This is a genomic window from Streptomyces sp. NPDC057654, from assembly GCF_042800135.1.
Classification (GTDB): Bacteria; Actinomycetota; Actinomycetes; order Streptomycetales; family Streptomycetaceae; genus Streptomyces.
Genome location: NZ_JBHVHQ010000056.1, coordinates 1 through 19,396, shown reverse-complemented (window position 1 = coordinate 19,396; position 19,396 = coordinate 1). Strand labels below are relative to the sequence as shown.

Below are 19,396 nucleotides of genomic sequence, written 5' to 3'. Positions count from 1 at the left end.
CGCAGCGCAGCGGAGCCAGCCTGCACCCCAGCCACGAACACCGCCGCAGACAGCGCAACAACACCCGCCCCGCCCCTCCCCCTCCGCTGCCAGCGCCTTGGACCCGGAGGGTCCGAGACGAAACCCGCACCCGGCCGAGCGCAATACCGCCCCGCCCAACCGCCCCCGCGCTGTGGGCCGTAGGCCCAAGACGGGACGAAGCCCTGTTGGCCGGGTCAGAACCATGGCCCGCCTCGGCTACGGCCATGACAAGTGCCGCCGCCTCCCATGGGCGCTCGGAGTGAAGCCGGGGATCGCCCGCCGGGACGCCGAGCGCGGCTCCGGGCTTGGAACCCAACGCCGTTCGTGGAGCGTGCCTTTGCCCACCTGCACTGGTTCCGCCACCGGCGGATTCGGGGGGGGAGAGATCCGCGACGACGTTCAGGTGACGCTCTCCGTCGCCGGTCTGCGCGCCGGCGGCCGGTGCGGCCTCGGCCAGACGCGCTGCGGCGGGTTCACCGAAGAGTCCGTTGAGGAGTTCGTCGCCCTTTCGCAGGCCGTGTGAGGTCGACTGGGCCGCGGCGTCGGCCGCTTCGGCTGCGGCGCGGGCGACGCCGGGCCGGGCGGAAGGGCGGCAGTGTGGATGACGAAGTTCGCTGTCCCACACGGGCCGGTTCACCCATCCGTTTCCGATCCGCGTGATTCCCAGTCTGCACTCCATCCGGGCCATTCCGGCGTGTTCGCGCGATGCGAACCGCATGTCCATCGCGGACAGCAATTCCGCACCGCCGCCGCGTGCCAGTCCGCGCCGACTTGGCACTGGTGATCTGCGGCAGCGACCAGATGCCTTCGTGGAGCCGCATCATCGGATCGCAAGCCCCACGGCCGCGAATCAGACTGCCCGGCCCTCGCCACGTAGGACACGGTCTCAGTAGAGGGGGAGGGGCTACGGCGAACTACCCCCATGCCACTTGCCCGAGCCCCCCGCAACCTCCGAAAATGGCTCATGCCTGAAGCTCCCGACATCCCCACGGCCTGGCGTCAGCTGCTGGAACGTACTCCGGGAACCCGGCAAGGGGATCCGCTGGTCATCGAAGCCGCGTACGCCCAGCCGGAACTCCGCAGCCTCTACCCGTGGCCGAGCCACGGCATCTTGAAGTTCCTGCGATCTGCCCCGTCATCGGCCGGGAACGACGACAACTTGCCTTTCATCGTCTGTGGCAAGCCGCCCTATACGGTCTACACGTCCGGCTACACCACCCTTCTGGGCGAAGTAGCGACGCCGGAGGAAGCCGCCGCTCTTGTAGTGGCCCATCTTCCGGGAGGCGGCACGGGCTGAAGCCCATGGTCGTGGGCCACCGAACGGTCGTCAGATCGGTTCGGCGTGGGCGGCGGAATAGGCTGCTTCGGCTCGCTCCTGTCGGCATGGGCCGCAGTACGTCTCGTCGGCTACGGGCCGGAAGACGTGTTCGTTGCCGGTGCCCTGGCAGGTTGTGAACTGGGGTGGCGGGGTTGGCGGTTCGGCCTCGCGGGCGCGTTGTTGTTGCTCCGGGATGCTGCGGACCTCCGGCAGTTTGTCCGTGAGGCGGCGGCGTACGAACCCCGGGGCGTAGCGCACCCCTTCGGGTGGGAGGCCGGTGGTCAGGGCTTCTCGTAGCTCCCCGGACCGTGCCCCGCGGAGAAACCACTCGGCGGCGGCACCCGCGAGTTCCCTGGCCTCCGCTACGCCGAGGCGCAGTCGGCGGTCGGCGTGACGGAGCGACAGCAGGACTCGTTCGGCCTCGGCCAAGTGAGGGGCGAGGATCGCTCGCCGGAGTGGTTCGTGGGGGTCCGAAGAGGGGTCCGAGGAGGGGGCCGAAGAAGGGACCGAAGAAGGGTCCGGAGGGGCGTCCGGTGCCGGTCCAGCCGGGCAGTGGTCCTGCTCCCTCGGTTCTTCACGCGGAGCGATGGTGGGTGGGTGGGAGGAGTTCTTCTCCTCATTCTTCTTCTTACGGAGATAACCACCGGCCCTCCGGCCCGTCGGCCCACCGACCGTCGGAATCTGCGCACTCGGTTGCGGACACGGCTGCGGATTCGGCGAGGCCGACCCGTCGCCGTCCCGTACCCGCACCGCCTCCTCCGCACTCAGGACCACATTCGCGAACACCTGGTCCGTCATCCAGCGGCCCCGCTCACCCTGCCACCTCCAGTCATGGAAGTAGCCACCCTCCACCAGCTGTTGCTTCGCCTTCTGGAACGCCCGCCCCTTGATCCCGAGCTGCGCCGCATGCTCGCCCAACGGCCTCGCCGCCTCGGACTCGGGCAGCCCCTGTACGTACAGGAGGAGGACCTTCGCATCGCTCTCCAGACGGCGATGACGGACTACGTCGTGCGACGCCTTCACATAGCGCCTGACGGGCGCGATAACATGCCGGAGCATCTCAGTGGGACCTTTTCTTCCACTCGCGGTGAAGGCCCTCAGACCGGTGTTGTCAGCACCACTGAGGGCCGCTCCGTACGTACACACGGAGCGTGATGACGCGGTCACAATACCGCCAAACCCGCACCTCGCGCGCCCGATTGGCGGCTTCGCGCATGCGCTCGACGGCACGCCGCCACCGCGAGGCGTTCCACCACCAACCACCCCTCCCCCGCCCCGCCCTCCGTACGCCGCTCAAGTGTGAACAAAATCGTTGACAATTCTGTTCGCCTAGATTTAGCGTCGATACGCACTCACTCAGGGAGGGCACATGCCGAAGGAAGCCCATCCAGGCTCCGGAGAGCAGGCCAAGCAGTACGCGCTGGAACGGTTGCGGAAGGCGATCACGCAGGGCGAAATGGCTCCGGCGCAGCGGCTGATGGAGAACGAGCTCGCCGAGCAGTACGGCGTCACGCGTGCCAGCATGCGCGCCGCGCTGCTGGAGATCACCTCCGAAGGTCTGGTCGAGCGGATTCGTAACCGCGGATCGCGGGTGCGCGTGGTCACCGTCGAGGAGGCCGTGGAGATCACGGAGTGCCGGATGGCGCTCGAAGGGCTGTGTGCGGCCAAGGCGGCGGAGGTCGCCACCGACGCGCAGCTCGACGAGCTGACCGGCGCGGGGGAAGCCATGGCCAAGGCGGTCGCCGACGGCGACCCGGTCACCTACTCCGAGCTCAACCACGATCTGCACGCACTGATCCGGAACATCTCCGGCCAGCGCACGGCCGTCGCCCTCCTGGAGCGGCTCAATGCTCAACTGGTGCGCCATCGCTTCCAGTTGGCGCTGCGTCCCGGGCGTCCGCAGCAGTCCCTGAGTGAGCACCTGGCGGTGATCGAGGCGATCCGCGCCAGGGATCCGCAAGCGGCCGAGGCGGCCGTTCGCGCCCACCTCAGCAGTGTGCTCGACGCCCTGCGCGCCGACTGACGCGCTCCCGGGGCGGGCGCACCTGTCATCAGCGAGTGCACACCAGTCGTCAACGGGTGCACACCTGTCATCAAGGAGACGCAGCATGACCCACGGCACCGGCGCACCGCCCGCCACCGCCGCCCCGCCCCGATCGACCCTCGTCGTCGCCGCACACGCAGGGGACTTCGTGTGGCGGGCGGGCGGCGCCATCGCCCTGGCCGCCGCCCGCGGCGAGAAGGTCACCATCGCGTGCCTGACCTTCGGCGAGCGCGGCGAGTCCGCCAAGGCATGGCGTGAGGGCCGGAAGCTCGACGAGATCAAGGAGTTGCGACGCGACGAGGCCGAACGCGCTGCCGCCGCGCTCGGCGCCGAGGTCCGCTTCTTCGACGCCGGGGACTATCCCCTGGTGGCCACCCCTGAGCTGACCGATCAGCTCGTCGCCGCCTACCGCGCCGCCCAGCCCGACGCCGTACTCACGCACCCGGTGGCGGACCCGTACAACATCGACCACCCCGCGGCCAACCGCATGGCCCTGGAGGCCCGTGTCCTCGCGCAGGCCATCGGCTACCCCGGCGAGGGCGAGATCATCGGCGCCCCGCCCGTCTTCTACTTCGAGCCGCACCAGCCCGAGATGAGCGGCTTCAAACCCGAGGTGCTGCTCGACATCACCGAGGTGTGGGAGACCAAGCGCAAGGCCATGGAGTGCCTGGGCGCACAGCAACACCTGTGGGACTACTACACGGATCTCGCCGTACGCCGAGGAGTGCAGCTCAAGCGGAACGCCGGTCCGAACCTGGGCCTCGCCCACAAGACCATGGCCGAGGCCTACATGCGCCCGTACCCGCAGATCGCGAAGGAGCTCGCCTGATGCCCGGCGTCATCGTCACCGGTCCGCCCAGAGCCGAGGCGGAGGACGTCGAGGCGCTCGCCCGCCACGGCACGGCCACCATCGGCGAGGCGATGGGCCGCACCGGCTTCCTCGGCACGCACCTGCGCCCGGTCCAGCAGGGCGTACGCGTCGCGGGCACCGCCGTCACGGTGCTGTCCTGGCCCGGCGACAACCTCATGATCCACGCGGCGGTCGAGCAGTGCGGCGAGGGCGACATCCTCGTCGTCACCACCACCTCCCCCTGCACGGACGGCCTGTTCGGCGAGCTGTTCGCCACGGCCCTCGCGCGTCGCGGCGTACGCGGCGCCGTCCTGGACACCGGCATCCGGGACACCGCCGAACTGCGCGCGATGGGCTTCCCCGCCTGGTCCGCCGCCGTCAGCCCGCAGGGCACCGTCAAGGCGACCGGCGGCAGCGTCAACGTGCCCGTCGCGATCGGCGGCCAGGTGATCCGCCCCGGTGACGTGATCGTCGCCGACGACGACGGCGTCGTGGTCGTCGAGCGCCGACACGCCCGGCATACCGCCGAGGCGTCCGCGGCCCGCGAGCAGAAGGAGGCCGGAGCCCGCGCCGCCTTCCTGGAGGGCCGGCTCGGCCTGGACCGCTACGGGCTGCGGGACACCCTCCAGCAGCTCGGCGTCGAGTACCGGACGTACGAAGAATACGCGGCATACGCGGCATACACGGCAGACGCGGCCTTCACAGAAGGCGCTTCGTGACCGGGTCCCCGGGAGTGCGCTGCATGCTGATGCGCGGCGGCACGTCCAAAGGCGCGTACTTCCTGGCCGAAGACCTGCCCTCCGAACCAGCTGCCCGCGACGGCCTGTTACTCCGCATCATGGGCAGCCCGGACCCCCGCCAGATCGACGGACTCGGCGGAGCCCACCCGCTGACGAGCAAGGTCGCCGTGGTGTCCTTATCCGCCGCCCCCGAAGTCGACGTCGACTATCTCTTCCTTCAAGTAGGCGTCTGTGCAGCGGAAGTGTCGGATCGCCAGAACTGCGGCAACCTGCTCGCCGGAGTCGGCCCGTTCTCCGTCGAACGCGGCCTGGTCGCCCCCGGCGACGTCGAGACGTCCGTACGCATCCGCATGGTGAACTCCGGCGCACTCGCCACGGCGACGTTCCCGACACCGGGCGGACGCGTCGACTACACAGGCGGATACGAAGGCGGTACGGAGATCTCCGGCGTACCGGGGACAGCAGCCGCCATAGCCATCGAATTCCCTTCGGGCGACGGTGAGTTGCTGCCCACCGGGAACGTGCGCGACACCGTCGCCGGCACCGAGGTCACCTGCGTCGACAACGGCATGCCGACGGTCCTGATCCCCGCCGAGAACCTCGGGGTCACCGGTTACGAGGAGCCGGACGCCCTGGAGGCCGACGGCGCACTCGCCGAACGGCTACGGGAAATCCGGCTCGCGGCAGGGAAGCTGATGGGCCTCGGCGACGTCCCGGCCGCGACCGTGCCCAAGCTCACCCTCCTCGCCCCGCCACGCCACGGCGGCGCGGTCACCACGCGCACCTTCATCCCGGTCCGCTGCCACACCTCGATCGGCGTCCTCGGCGCGGCGAGTGTGGCCGCCGGGCTGCGCATCGAGGGAAGCGTCGCGCACGGCATCGCAGCGCTCCCGGAGCAGGGGCTCCCGGAGCAGGGCGAACGGCTGCGCATCGAGCACCCCACAGGATTCACCGACATCGAAAGCGGCCCCCCGGCCACCGCCCCCTCCCCTGACGACCCGCTTCGCAACGACCTGCTCCGCAACGACCCGCTCCGCGCCCGCCGCACCGCCGTGGTCCGCACGGCCCGCAAGATCTTCGACGGCGCCGTCTTCCCCCGGTCACCCGAGACGGCTCCGCTGACCGCACCCACCGCAGGAGGCCAAGGATGACTCCCCCGCTCGGCGACATCGCCCACATCGGGCACGCCCAGCTGTTCACCCCGGACCTGGACGCCTCCGTCGTCTTCTTCACCGACTTCCTCGGCCTGACCGTCAACGGACAGCGCGGCGACACCGTGTACCTGCGCACCTTCGACGACTACGAGCACCACAGCCTGGTCCTCACCGCCCGCGACCGGCCCGGCCTCGGCCGGCTCGCCCTGCGCGTCTCCAGCGAGGAGGCGCTCCTGCGCCGCGTGCGGGCCGTCGAGGACGCGGGCGGCACCGGCCACTGGACCGAGGACGAGCCCGGCCTCGGCAAGCTGTACGTCACCACCGACCCCGACGGCCACGAACACGCCCTGTACTGGGAGAGCGAGCACTACACGGCCCCCGGCGGCCTCCGGCCCGCCCTGAAGAACCAGCCGCAGGCCAAGCCCAACCGGGGAGTGGGGGTGCGGCGCCTGGACCACGTCAACTTCCTGGCCGCCGACGTCCTGGCCAACGCCGAGTTCCAGCAGCACGTCCTGGGCGCCCGCCCCACCGAGCAGATCCAGCTCGACTCCGGCGAGATCGCCGCCCGTTGGCTCACCTTCACCGATAAGTCGTACGACGTCGTCTACACCGAGGACTGGACCGGCAGCACGGGCCGCCTGCACCACATCGCCTTCGCGACCGACACCCGCGAGGACATCCTGCGCGCCGCCGACCTCGCCATCGACAGCGACGTCTTCATCGAGACGGGCCCGCACAAGCACGCCATCCAGCAGACGTTCTTCCTGTACGTCTACGAGCCCGGCGGCAACCGCATCGAACTGTGCAACCCGCTCAGCCGCCTCGTGCTCGCCCCCGACTGGCCGCTGATCACGTGGACCGAGGAGGAGCGCGCGAAGGGCCAGGCGTGGGGTCTGCGGACCATCGCGTCGTTCCACACCCACGGCACGCCACCCGCCCAGGCCTGATCGGCCTGGCCGGTATGACCTGGCCCAACCCCGCCTGCCGGTCCGAACCGGCCCGCCCGGTCCAACCCGGCCTGTCCAGCCTGCCCGGCCTGACTGTCCTACCGCCCCATCGCCCTGCCGCCCTGCCGCCCTGTCCCCTGCCGCCCTTGCAGCCAGACATCAGGGCCCCGCCCTGATGCCCCGCTCCCCCGCCGCCCCGCACGAGAGGGAACAATGACGTCCTCCGCCGCCCCCTCCGCCACCTCCCCGCTCCCCCGGACAAGCGGGTTACCCGCCCGCAGAAGCCGTACCGCCGTCATCGCCCTGTGCTGGGGGCTCGTCCTCCTCGACGGCATCGACACGTTCATCTACGGCTCCGTGCTCCCGAAGATGCTCGGCGGCAAGAGCCTCGGGCTCACCGCCGCCACCGCGGGCACCATCGGCAGCTACTCCACCTTCGGCATGCTGATCGGCACGATCCTGTCCGGCATGGCGTCGAACTGGATCGGCCGCCGCAACACCGTCTTCGTCAGCGTCGCGCTCTTCACCCTCGCCACGCTGGGCACCGGCTGGTCCCAGACCTCCGGCCAGTTCGGCTTCTTCCGCCTCGTGTGCGGCTTCGGGCTCGGCGCGCTGCTGCCGATCGCCATCTCGTACGGGATGGAGTTCGCCTCCCGGGGCCGCCGCGCCCTCGCCACCGGCGTCATCATGACCGCGCACCAGACCGGCGGCGCCCTGGCCCCGCTCATCGCGCTGTGGCTCGTCGAGGACTTCGGCTGGCGTTCGGCCTTCATCGCCTCCGCGGTCCCGGCGCTGGTGCTGCTGCCCGTCGCCCTCAAGCTGCTGCCCGAGTCGCCGGCCAACCTGCTCACCCGTGGCCGCCGCGCCGAGGCCGAGACGCTCGCCGCCGACTTCGGCACCGCGCTGCCCGAGACGAAGGAGAGCGGCACGGACAAGCTGGACGCGCTGAAGAACCTCTTCCGGGGCGGCCGGTGGAACACCACACTCTGCTTCTGGCTGACGTCCTTCGCCGGTCTGCTCCTGGTCTACGGCGTCGGCCAGTGGCTGCCGAAGATCATGGTCGATCTCGGCTACGACACCGGTGACTCGCTCCTGTTCTCGACGTTCCTGAACGTCGGCGGCATCTGCGGCATGCTCATCGCCGGCCGCGCGGCCGACAGGGTCGGCCCGCGCACCGTCGTCATCGCGTGGTTCCTGCTGACCGCCGTCTTCGTCTACCTCATGGGCGTCAAGATGCCGGTCGGCGCCCTGTACGCGGTGGTCTTCCTCGCGGGCCTGCTGCTCTTCTCCGCCCAGGCCATGGTCTACGCGACGGTGGGCGCCCACCACAGCGACGAGGACCGCCCCACCGCCCTCGGCTGGGTCTCCGGCATGGGCCGCTTCGGAGCCGTCTTCGGCCCGTGGGTCGGCGGCGAGCTCCTCGCCGCGGGCAACGCCGGCGCGGGCTTCACGGTGTTCGCCTGCGCCGCCGTCTTCGGAGCGCTGATGATGGCCCTGGCCGCCCTCGTCATCAGGGCGCGCCCTGCCGCGTCGGCCACCTGATCAGATCAAGTGAGGCCGCGTCACGCCAGATGCAGGGCCGCCAACAGGGCGTCCACCAGGGGCCGGTCGCGTTCCTGCGTCAGGCGGGCGCGCGCCGCCGCAGGTGACAGCCACAGCAGGCGGTCCACTTCCCGGTTGGGCTCGAAAGAGCCCTCCGTCGCCTCCGCCGCCCAGTAGCGGACCTCTTTGGGGCGGGGGCCCGCCATGTAGTGGGCGGTGGGGAGTACCGGGCCCGGAGCGCAGTGCATGCCCGTCTCCTCCAGCACCTCGCGCTTGGCGCCGGTCAGAGCGTCCTCGCCGCGCTTCAGCTTGCCCTTGGGGTGGGACCAGTCGTCGTACTTGGGGCGGTGTACGAGGGCGATCTCCAGCTTTCCGTCCGCCGGGCCCCGCCGCCACAGTACGCAGCCCGCCGCGCGGATGGTCCCGTCCACCATGGTCATTCCGTCGCTCCGCCCGTCACTCGTCCGTCCACACCTGCCACCGAGCCCCCGCCGTCACGGTGCCGTCTTCGCCGGCGCCGCCGTCAGCCGCTGCCAGATCCGCCCGAAGGAGAACCTCGCCGCCTCCACCTCGTGCCGTTGATCGGCGTGGAGCACGCCGAGAGCGTACGCGGTGGCCGGGGCGATACGGGGCGTACGGGCGGCGGAGGCCGCCGCGGCGGCTGCTTCGGCGGCGTCGCGGTGGCGGTCCAGGGCCTGGCTCGCGCCCAGGAGCCGGGCCGCGAAGCCGGGTTCCCCCTCGTCGTCGGGGAAACCCGGTGCGCCCAGGCCCGGCACGTCCAGCACCTCCTGCGCGTACCGGCGCAGCCGTACGAGCTGCCGTACGTGGTGCCACGGCGCGTCCTGGCGCTCCGCGGCGGGCGGCGCGTCGGCGGTCTCGGCGGCGGCCAGGCCGTGGACGAGCGCCTCGGCGTTGTACGGGTGTCCGGCCAGGCCCAGCGGCAGCGCCTGCACCGCCTCGATGAGCCGCTGGTGCGTGTGGCCGGCCAGCCGCGGCAGCGCCTGGTGGGCCAGCAGGTCCTCGGCGGCGGGGTCCAGCGGCGCCTCGGAGGCGAGTACGGCGACCGCGTCGGCCACCGCGTGGAAGCGCGAGGACCCCAGCGACTGGAGCGCCGCCGAGTGCGCGCGCGTCCGCGCCAGCGTCAACTGCCGCTCCAGCAGCGCCCCGGCGCGCGCCGCGCCCACCGTCAGCGCGCTCGCCGGACGCTCGCCCTCGCGCTCCGCCGCCCGCGCCTGCTGCGGCCGGTCGGCCGCCCCGGAGAGACGGTGCAGCGCGCCCCGCAGCCGTGCCAGCCGCGCCGCGTACGCGTGCTCGCGCGCCAGCGTGCCCGACAGCCAGGCGAGTTCCGTGCGGAGCCCGTCCGACCAGTCGGTGTCCGTCAGCGGGCGGTAGACGTACAGCGCCCCGCTGATCCGCCGCGCGGAGCGGCGCAGCAGCCGGGCCGCCTCGACGGCGTCGTCCGCGTCGGCGCCGCTCTCCGCGTGCAGCCGCAGGCTCCGCAGGAAGTCCGCGGACCGCGCGTTGAGGTAGCGGGAGAGCACGTCGGCGGCGGTCGGGTCGGACGGTCCGGCAGGGGCCGGCAGAGCGGCTGCCGCGTTGTTCGTCATCGTGTCCTCCCCCCGGAGGTCCCTAAGGCCCCGGAGGCTGTCTTCGTAACGGTCCGCGCGGCCCGGCGCGGGAACACCGGCCGCGCCCAGCGGGGGAACCGGCCGGTCATGGGGTCGCTGATGAGCCACGCCGGCGCCTCCGGGCGTCTATGAGCATCTCCTGCACGTTCCGCAGCGGCCGGCCGTCCCCGTCCGTGGCGTGCCGCGTCCAGCCGCCGTCCGGGCCGAGGTGCCAGGAGGCGGTGGAGTCGGACAGGCCCGACTCCAGCAGCCGGTTCAGCGCGGCGCGGTGGGCCGGGTCGGTGACCCGTACCAGCGCCTCGATGCGCCGGTCGAGGTTGCGGTGCATCATGTCGGCGCTGCCGAGCCAGACTTCGGGCTCGCCACCGTTCCCGAAGGCGAACACCCGCGAGTGTTCGAGGAAGCGTCCCAGCACGCTGCGCACCCGGATGTTCTCGCTCAGCCCGGCCACGCCGGGCCGCAGCGCGCAGATGCCGCGCACCCACACGTCGACCGGCACACCGGCCTTGCCCGCCCGGTACAGCGCGTCGATGACGGCCTCGTCCACCATCGAGTTGACCTTGATACGGATGTACGCGGGCCGTCCCGCGCGGTGGCCCGCGATCTCCTTGGCGATCCGCGAGAGCAGGCCGTCGCGCAGCGACCTGGGGGCGACCAGCAGCCGCCGGTAGTTCTCCCGCCGGGAGTAGCCGGACAGCCGGTTGAAGAGGTCCGAGAGGTCCGCGCCCACCTGCGCGTCGGCGGTCAGCAGCCCGAGGTCCTCGTACATCCGCGCGGTCTTCGGGTGGTAGTTGCCGGTCCCCACATGGGAGTAGCGGCGCAGCGTGTCGCCCTCCTGGCGCACCACGAGGGAGAGCTTGCAGTGCGTCTTGAGCCCCACCAGCCCGTAGACGACATGGCAGCCGGCCTCCTCCAGCTTCCGCGCCCACTTGATGTTGGCCTGCTCGTCGAAGCGCGCCTTGATCTCCACCAGGACCAGCACCTGCTTGCCGGACTCGGCGGCGTCGATCAGCGCGTCCACGATCGGCGAGTCGCCCGAGGTGCGGTACAGCGTCTGCTTGATGGCCAGCACGGCCGGGTCGGCCGCCGCCTGCTCCAGGAACGCCTGGACCGAGGTGGAGAACGAGTCGTACGGGTGGTGCAGCAGGACGTCCCGCTCCCGCAGCGCGGCGAAGACGTCGGGCGCGGACGCGGACTCCACCTCTGCGAGGTCCCGGTGGGTGCCCGCCACGAACTTCGGGTACTTGAGCTCCGGCCGGTCCAGCGCGGCGACCCCGAACAGCCCGGTGAGGTCGAGCGGCCCGGGCAGCGGGTAGACCTCGGCGTCGCTCACCTTGAGCTCGCGGACCAGCAGGTCGAGCACGTACGGGTCGATGGACTCCTCGACCTCCAGGCGCACCGGCGGCCCGAAGCGGCGCCGCATCAGCTCCTTCTCCAGCGCCTGGAGGAGGTTCTCGGCGTCGTCCTCCTCGACCTCCAGGTCCTCGTTGCGGGTGACCCGGAACATGTGGTGCGCGAGCACCTCCATGCCGGGGAAGAGGTCCTCCAGGTGGGCCGCGATGACGTCCTCAAGCGGCACGTACCGCTGCGGCGACGCCTCCAGGAAGCGGTTCAGCAGCGGCGGGACCTTCACACGTGCGAAGTGATCATGCCCGCTGACCGGGTTCCGCACGACGACGGCGAGGTTGAGCGAGAGCCCCGAGATATACGGGAAGGGGTGCGCGGGGTCCACGGCGAGCGGGGTGAGCACGGGGAAGATCTGCTGCCGGAAGAGCGTGAAGAGGCGGCTCTGCTCCTTCTCCGTCAGCTCGGGCCAGCGGATCAGGTGGATGCCCTGCTCGGCGAGCTCGGGGGCGACGTCCTGCTGGTAGCAGGCCGCGTGCCGGGCCATGAGCTCCCGCGACCGGGTCCAGATCAGGTCCAGCACCTCGCGGGGCTGGAGCCCGGACGCCGAGCGGGTCGCCACGCCGGTCGCGATGCGCCGCTTGAGTCCCGCGACCCGGACCATGAAGAACTCGTCCAGGTTGCCGGCGAAAATGGCCAGGAAATTAGCCCGTTCGAGGAGCGGCGTCGCCGGGTCCTCGGCGAGTTCCAGCACCCGTTCGTTGAATGCGAGCCAACTGCGCTCCCGGTCCAGGAAGCGGCCCTGCGGCAGGTCCCCGCCGTCCGCGTGCCGGGAGGCTTCCTCGTCGTACGCGTCGGGGTCCGCGTCCAGGTCGGGGTCGAGCCCCGGGACGGCGGGCGCGCCCACGGCGTGCGGGCGGTGCGCCGCTATGGAGCCGACCGAGGGCTGCGGCGGCGGGTCGGCCGGGACTGGGTTCGTCGCGTTCCTGGCGTTCCGTGCGCTCCGTGCGGTCTTCCGGGGGTCCGACGGACGCTCCTGCGGAGAATGCAGCATGTGGCCATTGTTCCGCGCGAGCGGTACCGCGGGCGCGTCGGAAAGCGGCTCGTGGGCGGCGCGGAGCCTGCGGTCGGGGGGATCGGGCACAGCGGGCTGCATTCAGCGATGCTCGCAACCGCAATTGAATCGCCGGTAACGCGCACATGGCGCTTAGGAAATCGGGACGCTACCCCGCGGCGTCGACGGTGCTGCCGGAGACGTCGCGGAATCGCCTCGGGGCCCGGGAACCGCGCCTCTCAGCGGCTGCCGCGCCGCATCCACCGCACCGCGAACCACGCGAACAGCGCCGCGAGCACCACGACCAGCCCCGCCTGCGTCCATTGGAGCGACCAGAACTGCGAGGCGGGGTGATAGTCGCTGAACTCGCCGACCACGTGGTGATCGGTGAGGCACTGCCGCTGTACGACCGAGCCGTTCGAGCACGTCTCCTCGGGCAGGTGGCCGCCGGTCGCGGTGACGTACCCCCGCCGCCACCCCCAGTCCATGCTGTTCAGGGTCGGGAAGTCCTTGCCGACCCGCGTGCTGGACGGTGCCAGATGCGGGCGCAGCGCCGCGACGGCCCAGGTCAGCAACTCGAAGGCGACCAGTGTCACGGCCATCGAGACGAGCGTGCGCTTGATCAGCAGCCCCGCGACCGCGCCGACGGCGATGCCGAGCAGGGCGTACGCGACGGGCGCGGGGCCGACCGTGTCGAAGTCCCCGTGCCAGCTCCGGCCGGGCAGCAGGTCCTGGACCGGCCACCAGGCCCAGGTGTACAGCGCGCTCAGCGCCGTCACCCCAGACACCGCGAGGACGGCGGGCAGCGCGAGCTTGGCCGCGAACCAGCGCATCGGGGTGACGGACTGCGTCCAGGCCAGCTGGTACGTGCCGCTCTCCAGTTCACGGGCGATCACCGGCCCGGCCACGAACAGGCCGAACAGCAGCGGCAGGAACCCGATGAACAGCCCGGTCGCGGACAGCAGCTCGCCGTACTCCGTCTCGACCCCCAGGGACATCGGGGTGCAGTCGGGGTCACCACCTGTGTCCGCGCAGTACTGCACGGTCGTGCGTATGTAATCCGTGATCGCGATGCGCAGCCACACGAGCTCGATGACGAGCGCGAGGAAGACGACCGCCGATATCCACAGGGTGAGCCGGTGCTGGCGCAACACCAGCCAGGTGACCCCGCCGACCGGCGAACGGTGCGGGTCACGGGCGGTGCGCGGCGCGTCCGCGGGCTTCGTGGCCGTCGTCGTCATGCCGCCCTCCGGGTGCGCGGCTCGGCGCTGGGGGTGAACAGGCTGGGGGCGTCGGTCGAGCGCAGATAGCCGAGGAGCAGCTCCTCCAGGGACGGTTCGACGGCCTCATAGGGGCCGGTGACCGGGCCCTCGGACCGTACGAGCGCGGTGAGCTGGCGGCCCGTGGTGCGCGACTCGATGACGGTGTGCGGCGCCAGTTCCGGCTGGTGCGCGCTCCCGTCCTTGCGGCCGACGACCAGCGAGTGCGTGGCGAGCAGGTCCTCCACCTCGCCCGCGAGCCGCACCCGGCCGCCGGATATCAGCAGCAGGTAGTCGCAGATCCCGTCGAGGGAGGCGAGGACGTGCGAGGACATCACGACGGTGGTGGCGTGCTCGGCTGCCTCGGTCATCAGGGCGGCCGTCATCTCGTGCTGCACGAGCGGGTCGAGGTCGCTCATCGGCTCGTCCAGCAGCAGGATCTCGGGGCGCTTGGCGAAGACGAGGGCGAGCGCGACGCGGGTCCGCTGGCCGCCGGAGAGGGCGCCCACCCGTCGGCCGAGCGGCACCTTCCCCTCGCCGAGTACGCGCTCCGCCGTGGCCTGGTCCCAGCGCCCCGGATTCAGCTCGCGGCCCACCCGCAGCGTCTCGCGGACGGTCAGATTGGGGTACAGCGGCTTGTCCTGGGCGAGGTAGCCGACGCGGGGCCGCAGCTCGGGGTCGTCCGGCCGGTGGCCGAAGAGCTCGATCCAGCCCTCGGAAGGCCGCCGCAGCCCGGCGGCCAGCGCGAGCAGGGTGGACTTGCCCGCGCCGTTGGGGCCGACGAGCGCGCAGACGCGGCCGGTGGGTATCCGGAAGGAGCAGTCGCGCAGGGCCCAGCCGCGCCAGCGCTTGCAGCCCAGCCCGACGGCCTCCACGGCCGTCCGGTCCGGCTGATAGGTCAGGTCGGTCATCCGGTTCCCTCGGTCACAGCGTTCGGTGCGGGCGACGGGCTGCCGTCGTCGAATTCCGCTTCCAGTACGGACATGACCAGCGCGGCCGCGTCCTCCCGGTCGAGCCCGGCGGCGCGGGCACGGTCCATCCAGTCGGCGAGCTCCGCGCGGAGCGGCGAGCCGGCGGCGGCCCCCGGCCGGGCGAGCGAGCGGCGCACGAAGGTCCCGAGCCCGGGGCGGGCCTCGACCAGGCCCTCGCGGTCCAGTTCCCGGTACGCCTTGAGGACGGTGTTGGGGTTGATGGCGGTGGCCGCGACGACCTCTTTGGCGGTGGGCAGCTTGTCGCCGGGGGCGAGCAGCCCCAGCCGCAGCGCCTGCTTGGTCTGCTGGACGATTTGCAGATAGGTGGCGACGCCGCTCCGCCGGTCGATGCGGAACTCGACCACGCACATCACCCTTCCACTATTTGCCTAGTGAAAGGGTGATGTGCGGCACTGCCCGGTGTCAAACGGAGCTGTCTTCAGCTTCGTACGCTCAGGCCTCCGTCCGGTACATCAGATCCGTCTCGTGCGTCACGAACCCGAGCCCCTCATAGACCGTCACCGCCGGCACGTTGTCCGCGTCGACGTAGAGCATCGCCGTCGGCAGCCCCTCGCCCGCCAGGTGCCGCAGCCCGATCGCGGTCAGCGCCTTGCCGAGCCCGCCGCCCTGCGCGCCCGGCCGCACCCCCAGCACGTACACCTCGCCGAGCCCCTCGGCGGCGTGCACCTTCGTCCAGTGGAAGCCGATGATCTGCCCGTCCCGCTCCGCGAGGAAGAACCCCTTCGGATCGAACCAGGACGCCGCCTTGCGGTCGTCCAGGTCCCGCTGCGTCAGCGAGCCCTGCTCGGGGTGGTGCGCGAAGGCCGCCGCGTTCACCGCCAGCCACGCCGCGTCGTCCTCGCCGGGCCGGAAGGCGCGTACGGACACCCCGGCCGGCAGTACGGGCTCGGCGAGCTCCAGGTCGTTCAGCGGCCTGCGGAGCTGGCGCAGCTCGCGGAAGAGGGAGAGCCCCAGCACCTGCGCGAGGTGCCGGGCCGCGGGGTGGCCGCCGTGCGCCCACACCCGCAGCCGCTTGCCGGACTCCCGCAGCAGCGCGTTCCCCAGGGCCCGGCCGTGGCCCCTCCCCCGGCGTCCGGGGCGCACCAGCAGCTCCGCCGCCGGGGCCTCCACCGGGTCCGCGTCCTCCAGCTGCCCGTATCCGACGAGCTCTTCGCCCGCGTCCCACAACAGCAGATGGCGCACCCCGCTCCGGCGGCCGCGCAGGTGCAGCCGCCCCTGTTCGGACACGGCGGCCTGGCCGTCCGTACCGGCCGCCTCCTCCACCAGGTCGAGCACGGCCTGTGCCGTCTGCGGCGCGAGTTCCTCCAGCACCTCGATCCGGCGCTCGCCGGCTGTCTCGTTCACCATGTCGCTCATGGGGTGAGCCTACGGCGGGGCCCCCGCGCGCCCCCTCCCCCGTCGTCGGGCGGCAACCGGCCCGTAACCCGTTCCTCCTGTCGGGCTACGCGCCCCGGCCGTAAGCTGCCGACCGCCCGGACGCACTCGCCGCGCCGCCCACGAGGGGGAGCCCATGGAGCCCACGGTCGCCGTACCGCACCGCAGACGTCCCGTACGAAGACTCGCGACCGCCGCGGCCGCGCTCGCCGCCACGGCAGGGGTGCTCTCCGCAGCAGCCCCGGCGGACGCCAACGGTCCCTCCGCCGACCGCCACCGCCCGCGGCACACCGTCGACGTGCAGCTGCTCTCGTTCAACGATCTGCACGGCAACCTCGAACCCCCGCAGGGCGCCTCCGGCACCGTCACCGAGCGGCAGCCGGACGGAACCACGAAGGCGGTGCCCGCGGGCGGCGTGGAATACCTCGCGAACTCGCTGCGTACGGCCCGCGAGGGGCACCCGTACTCCGTGACCGCCGCCGCGGGCGACATGATCGGCGCGAGCCCGCTGCTGTCGGGGCTCTTCCACGACGAGCCGACGATCGAGGCGATGAACCGGCTCGACCTCGATGTGACGTCCGTCGGCAACCACGAATTCGACGAGGGCCGGGCCGAGCTGACGCGCATGCAGCGCGGCGGCTGCCACCCCAAGGACGGCTGCTTCGAGAAAGGCAGGACCTTCGGGGGCGCCGGCTTCCCCTACCTCGCCGCCAACGTCACCGACGAGAAGACCGGCCGCCCCATCCTCAAGCCGTACACCGTCTGGAAGCACAAGGGCGTGAAGATCGGCTTCATCGGCGTGACGCTGGAGGGCACGCCGGACGTGGTCACGGCGGAGGGCGTCAAGGGCCTGAAGTTCCACGACGAGGTCGAGACGATCAACAAGTACGCCAAGGAACTGAACCGCCAGGGCGTGAAGTCGATCGTCGCCCTCATCCACGAGGGCGGACTGCCCGCCTCCGCCTCGTACAACTACGACTGCGACAGCCCCGGCCCCGGCGACGGCATCTCCGGGCCCATCGTCGACATCGCCAAGCACGTCACCCCGCGCGTCGACGCGCTCATCACCGGCCACACCCACCAGGCATACGCCTGCACCATCCCGGACCCCTCCGGCGCCCCGCGCACCGTGACCTCCGCCGCCTCCTTCGGCCGCCTCTACACGGAGACGACGCTCACCTACGACCGCCGCAGCGGCGACATCGTCCGTACGAGCGTCCGCGGGCCGAAGGCCGCGAACCACGTCGTGGACCGCACCCAGCCGAAGGCCCCGGACCTGACCTCGCTCCTGGACCGCTGGAACAAGCTGGCCGCGCCCGTCGCGAACAAGCCCGTGGGCTACATCTCCGCCGACATCGAAGGGCGGGGCTCGACCGCGTACGAGAAACCGCTCGGCGACGTCATCGCCGACGCCCAGCTCGAAGGGCTCGCCCCGGCCGACAAGGGCGGCGCGCAACTCGCCTTCATGAATACCGGCGGCATCCGCTCCGACCTCGCCTACAAGGCGTCGGGCAGTGAGGGCGACGGCGTCGTCACCTACGGCGAAGCGTTCACGGTCCAGCCGTTCACCAACATGATGACCACCGTGGACCTCACCGGCGCGCAGGTCGTCGCCGCGCTGCGACAGCAGGTCAGCGGGGCCAATGCGGCGCAGCCGCGCATCTTGCAGGTCTCCAAGGGCCTCACCTACACCCTCGATCTCACCAAGTCGGGCGCGGACCGCGTCGTGACGAGTTCCATCAAACTGAACGGCGCGGCGATCGATCCGGCGAAGACGTACCGGGTGGCGATGAACGAGTTCCTCACCGGCGGCGGCGACGGCTTCCCCGCCTTCAAGGAAGGCAAGAACAAGCTCGTCGGCGCGTCCGACCTCGACCTCTTCGTGGCGTACCTCAAGGCGCACTCCACCCCGTCCGCGCCGCTGGCCCCGCCGCTCGCGGACCGCATCACGATGATCAAGTGACCCGCTCCCGCCCATGATTCCGCTGAGAGCGTGGCCCACTTCCGTACCCCGACGCCGTCGGGCAGAGTCGCCGTCATGAGGCTGCTGATATTGGGTGGAACGGAATTCGTGGGCCGGGCCGTCACCGAGGAGGCGCTCAAGCGGGGCTGGGAGGTGACCGTCTTCCACCGCGGGCGCCACGCCGCGTCGCCGGGCGTCGCCACCGTGCTCGGCGACCGGACCGCCGAGGGCGGCCTGGCCGGGCTCGCCGAGGGCGAGTGGGACGCCGTCGTCGACACCTGGGCGGGCGCCCCCTCGGCCGTACGGGACGCCGCCCGGCTGCTCGCCGGCCGCGTCGCGCGCTACGCCTACATCTCCAGCCGGTCCGTGTACCGGCACCCCTGCGCGGTGGGGCTCGACGAGAGCGGCGAACTGGTGGGCGGCTCACCGGACGACGGCGACGTCGAATACCCGGAGGCCAAGCGCGGCGGCGAACTGGCCGCCGTCGCCGCCTTCGGCGACCGGGCGCTGCTCGTACGGGCCGGGCTGATCCTCGGCCCCTGGGAGAACGTCGGCCGGCTGCCGTGGTGGCTGAACCGCATGGCCCGCGGCGGCCCGGTCCTCGCCCCCGGACCGTACGACTCCGGCGTGCAGTTCATCGACCCCCGCGACCTCGCCGCGTGGACCCTGGGCGCGATCGAGCAGGGGCTCGGCGGCCCCTACAACCTGCTCTGCCCGCAGGGCCACGCCACGATGGGCGAACTCCTGGACGCCTGCGTCCACGCCACCGGCGGCACGGCCGAGCTGCGCTGGACGGCCCCGGAGAAGATCCTCGACGCGGGCGTCGCCCCCTGGACCGACCTGCCGGTCTGGCTCCCACCGGGCGAACTCCACGACACGATCCACGCCGGAGGCGTGGAAAAGGCCATTGCCTCCGGCCTGCGCTGCCGCCCGGTCTCCGAGACGGTCACCGACACCTGGACCTGGCTCCAGTCCCTGCCGGGGGAAGCACCGCAGCGCACGGACCGCCCTCCGGTAGGGCTGTCCCCGGAGAAGGAAGCGGAGGTCTTGGACGCCTGACGCCAGTGCGCGCCCGCGCCCCGCAGCCAAACGCCAACGGATCCGCCCCGTCAGGGGCGCGAGGAACGGCGCGACTAGCCACCGACGGCCCGCGCCCGACAGACACC

Annotated in this window: 18 protein-coding genes; 10 read left to right on the top strand and 8 right to left on the bottom strand. The window is 71.8% G+C overall.

Annotated elements, in window-relative coordinates:
* Positions 1 to 358: 358 nt before the first annotated feature.
* Both ACFU99_RS07545 and ACFU99_RS07540 read left to right on the top strand, forming a co-directional pair.
* Positions 359 to 544, top strand: coding sequence for a hypothetical protein (locus tag ACFU99_RS07545; RefSeq protein ID WP_384387233.1), 186 nt, complete (start codon positions 359 to 361; stop codon positions 542 to 544).
* A gap of 441 nt (positions 545 to 985) precedes the next feature.
* Positions 986 to 1,318, top strand: a complete 333-nt coding sequence (locus ACFU99_RS07540; RefSeq protein ID WP_384387230.1) for a DUF6193 family natural product biosynthesis protein — start codon at positions 986 to 988, stop codon at positions 1,316 to 1,318.
* A gap of 30 nt (positions 1,319 to 1,348) precedes the next feature.
* Here ACFU99_RS07540 and ACFU99_RS07535 read toward each other — a convergent pair whose 3' ends face one another.
* Entirely contained in the window at positions 1,349 to 2,398 is a 1,050-nt protein-coding gene (locus ACFU99_RS07535; RefSeq protein WP_384387228.1) for a hypothetical protein, read from the bottom strand.
* Between the two features lie 310 nt (positions 2,399 to 2,708).
* Here ACFU99_RS07535 and ACFU99_RS07530 point away from each other — a divergent pair, with 310 nt between their 5' ends.
* The 6 genes from ACFU99_RS07530 to ACFU99_RS07505 all read left to right on the top strand — a co-directional run bounded on the left by ACFU99_RS07530 (position 2,709) and on the right by ACFU99_RS07505 (position 8,616).
* Entirely contained in the window at positions 2,709 to 3,362 is a 654-nt protein-coding gene (locus ACFU99_RS07530) for a GntR family transcriptional regulator (protein ID WP_384387225.1), read from the top strand.
* Positions 3,363 to 3,447: 85 nt separating this feature from the next.
* Positions 3,448 to 4,212, top strand: a complete 765-nt coding sequence (locus ACFU99_RS07525) for a PIG-L deacetylase family protein (protein ID WP_384387222.1) — start codon at positions 3,448 to 3,450, stop codon at positions 4,210 to 4,212.
* Complete coding sequence (locus tag ACFU99_RS07520) at positions 4,212 to 4,952, top strand: 4-carboxy-4-hydroxy-2-oxoadipate aldolase/oxaloacetate decarboxylase (RefSeq protein WP_384387219.1); 741 nt, start codon at positions 4,212 to 4,214, stop codon at positions 4,950 to 4,952. The genes ACFU99_RS07525 and ACFU99_RS07520 overlap by 1 nt, the downstream gene beginning before the upstream one ends.
* Complete coding sequence (locus ACFU99_RS07515) at positions 4,949 to 6,124, top strand: 4-oxalomesaconate tautomerase (protein ID WP_384387216.1); 1,176 nt, start codon at positions 4,949 to 4,951, stop codon at positions 6,122 to 6,124. The genes ACFU99_RS07520 and ACFU99_RS07515 overlap by 4 nt, the downstream gene beginning before the upstream one ends.
* The gene (locus tag ACFU99_RS07510; protein ID WP_384387214.1) at positions 6,121 to 7,074 is read left to right on the top strand and encodes a VOC family protein; all 954 of its coding nucleotides are present in this window, start codon (positions 6,121 to 6,123) and stop codon (positions 7,072 to 7,074) included. Before ACFU99_RS07515 ends, ACFU99_RS07510 begins: the two co-directional genes overlap by 4 nt.
* A 213-nt stretch (positions 7,075 to 7,287) precedes the next feature.
* Positions 7,288 to 8,616 (top strand): MFS transporter, encoded by a 1,329-nt coding sequence (locus tag ACFU99_RS07505; protein ID WP_384387211.1) that lies wholly within the window; start codon positions 7,288 to 7,290, stop codon positions 8,614 to 8,616.
* Between the two features lie 20 nt (positions 8,617 to 8,636).
* On the opposite strand, the gene ACFU99_RS07500 is transcribed toward ACFU99_RS07505, so the two are convergent.
* From ACFU99_RS07500 to mshD, 7 genes are all read right to left on the bottom strand, one after another.
* Entirely contained in the window at positions 8,637 to 9,056 is a 420-nt protein-coding gene (locus ACFU99_RS07500; RefSeq protein WP_384387209.1) for an NUDIX hydrolase, read from the bottom strand.
* Between the two features lie 54 nt (positions 9,057 to 9,110).
* On the bottom strand, positions 9,111 to 10,223 hold the full coding sequence (locus ACFU99_RS07495; protein WP_384387206.1) for a CHAD domain-containing protein: 1,113 nt from the start codon (positions 10,221 to 10,223) through the stop codon (positions 9,111 to 9,113).
* A 106-nt stretch (positions 10,224 to 10,329) separates the two neighbouring features.
* Positions 10,330 to 12,744, bottom strand: coding sequence for an RNA degradosome polyphosphate kinase (locus tag ACFU99_RS07490; protein ID WP_384387203.1), 2,415 nt, complete (start codon positions 12,742 to 12,744; stop codon positions 10,330 to 10,332).
* Between the two features lie 137 nt (positions 12,745 to 12,881).
* The gene (locus ACFU99_RS07485; RefSeq protein WP_384387201.1) at positions 12,882 to 13,883 is read right to left on the bottom strand and encodes an ABC transporter permease; all 1,002 of its coding nucleotides are present in this window, start codon (positions 13,881 to 13,883) and stop codon (positions 12,882 to 12,884) included.
* On the bottom strand, positions 13,880 to 14,812 hold the full coding sequence (locus ACFU99_RS07480) for an ABC transporter ATP-binding protein (protein WP_384387198.1): 933 nt from the start codon (positions 14,810 to 14,812) through the stop codon (positions 13,880 to 13,882). The genes ACFU99_RS07485 and ACFU99_RS07480 overlap by 4 nt, the downstream gene beginning before the upstream one ends.
* Positions 14,809 to 15,237, bottom strand: coding sequence for a GntR family transcriptional regulator (locus ACFU99_RS07475; protein WP_384387237.1), 429 nt, complete (start codon positions 15,235 to 15,237; stop codon positions 14,809 to 14,811). Before ACFU99_RS07475 ends, ACFU99_RS07480 begins: the two co-directional genes overlap by 4 nt.
* Before the next feature lie 88 nt (positions 15,238 to 15,325).
* The gene (mshD, locus tag ACFU99_RS07470) at positions 15,326 to 16,249 is read right to left on the bottom strand and encodes a mycothiol synthase (protein WP_384387195.1); all 924 of its coding nucleotides are present in this window, start codon (positions 16,247 to 16,249) and stop codon (positions 15,326 to 15,328) included.
* A gap of 154 nt (positions 16,250 to 16,403) precedes the next feature.
* On the opposite strand from mshD, the gene ACFU99_RS07465 reads away from it, so the two are divergent.
* Together ACFU99_RS07465 and ACFU99_RS07460 are read left to right on the top strand one after the other, a co-directional pair.
* Positions 16,404 to 18,230: a bifunctional metallophosphatase/5'-nucleotidase gene (locus tag ACFU99_RS07465; RefSeq protein ID WP_384387192.1), complete on the top strand. Its 1,827-nt coding sequence runs from the start codon at positions 16,404 to 16,406 to the stop codon at positions 18,228 to 18,230.
* 75 nt (positions 18,231 to 18,305) lie between these two features.
* On the top strand, positions 18,306 to 19,289 hold the full coding sequence (locus tag ACFU99_RS07460) for an NAD-dependent epimerase/dehydratase family protein (protein ID WP_384387190.1): 984 nt from the start codon (positions 18,306 to 18,308) through the stop codon (positions 19,287 to 19,289).
* Positions 19,290 to 19,396: the final 107 nt, after the last annotated feature.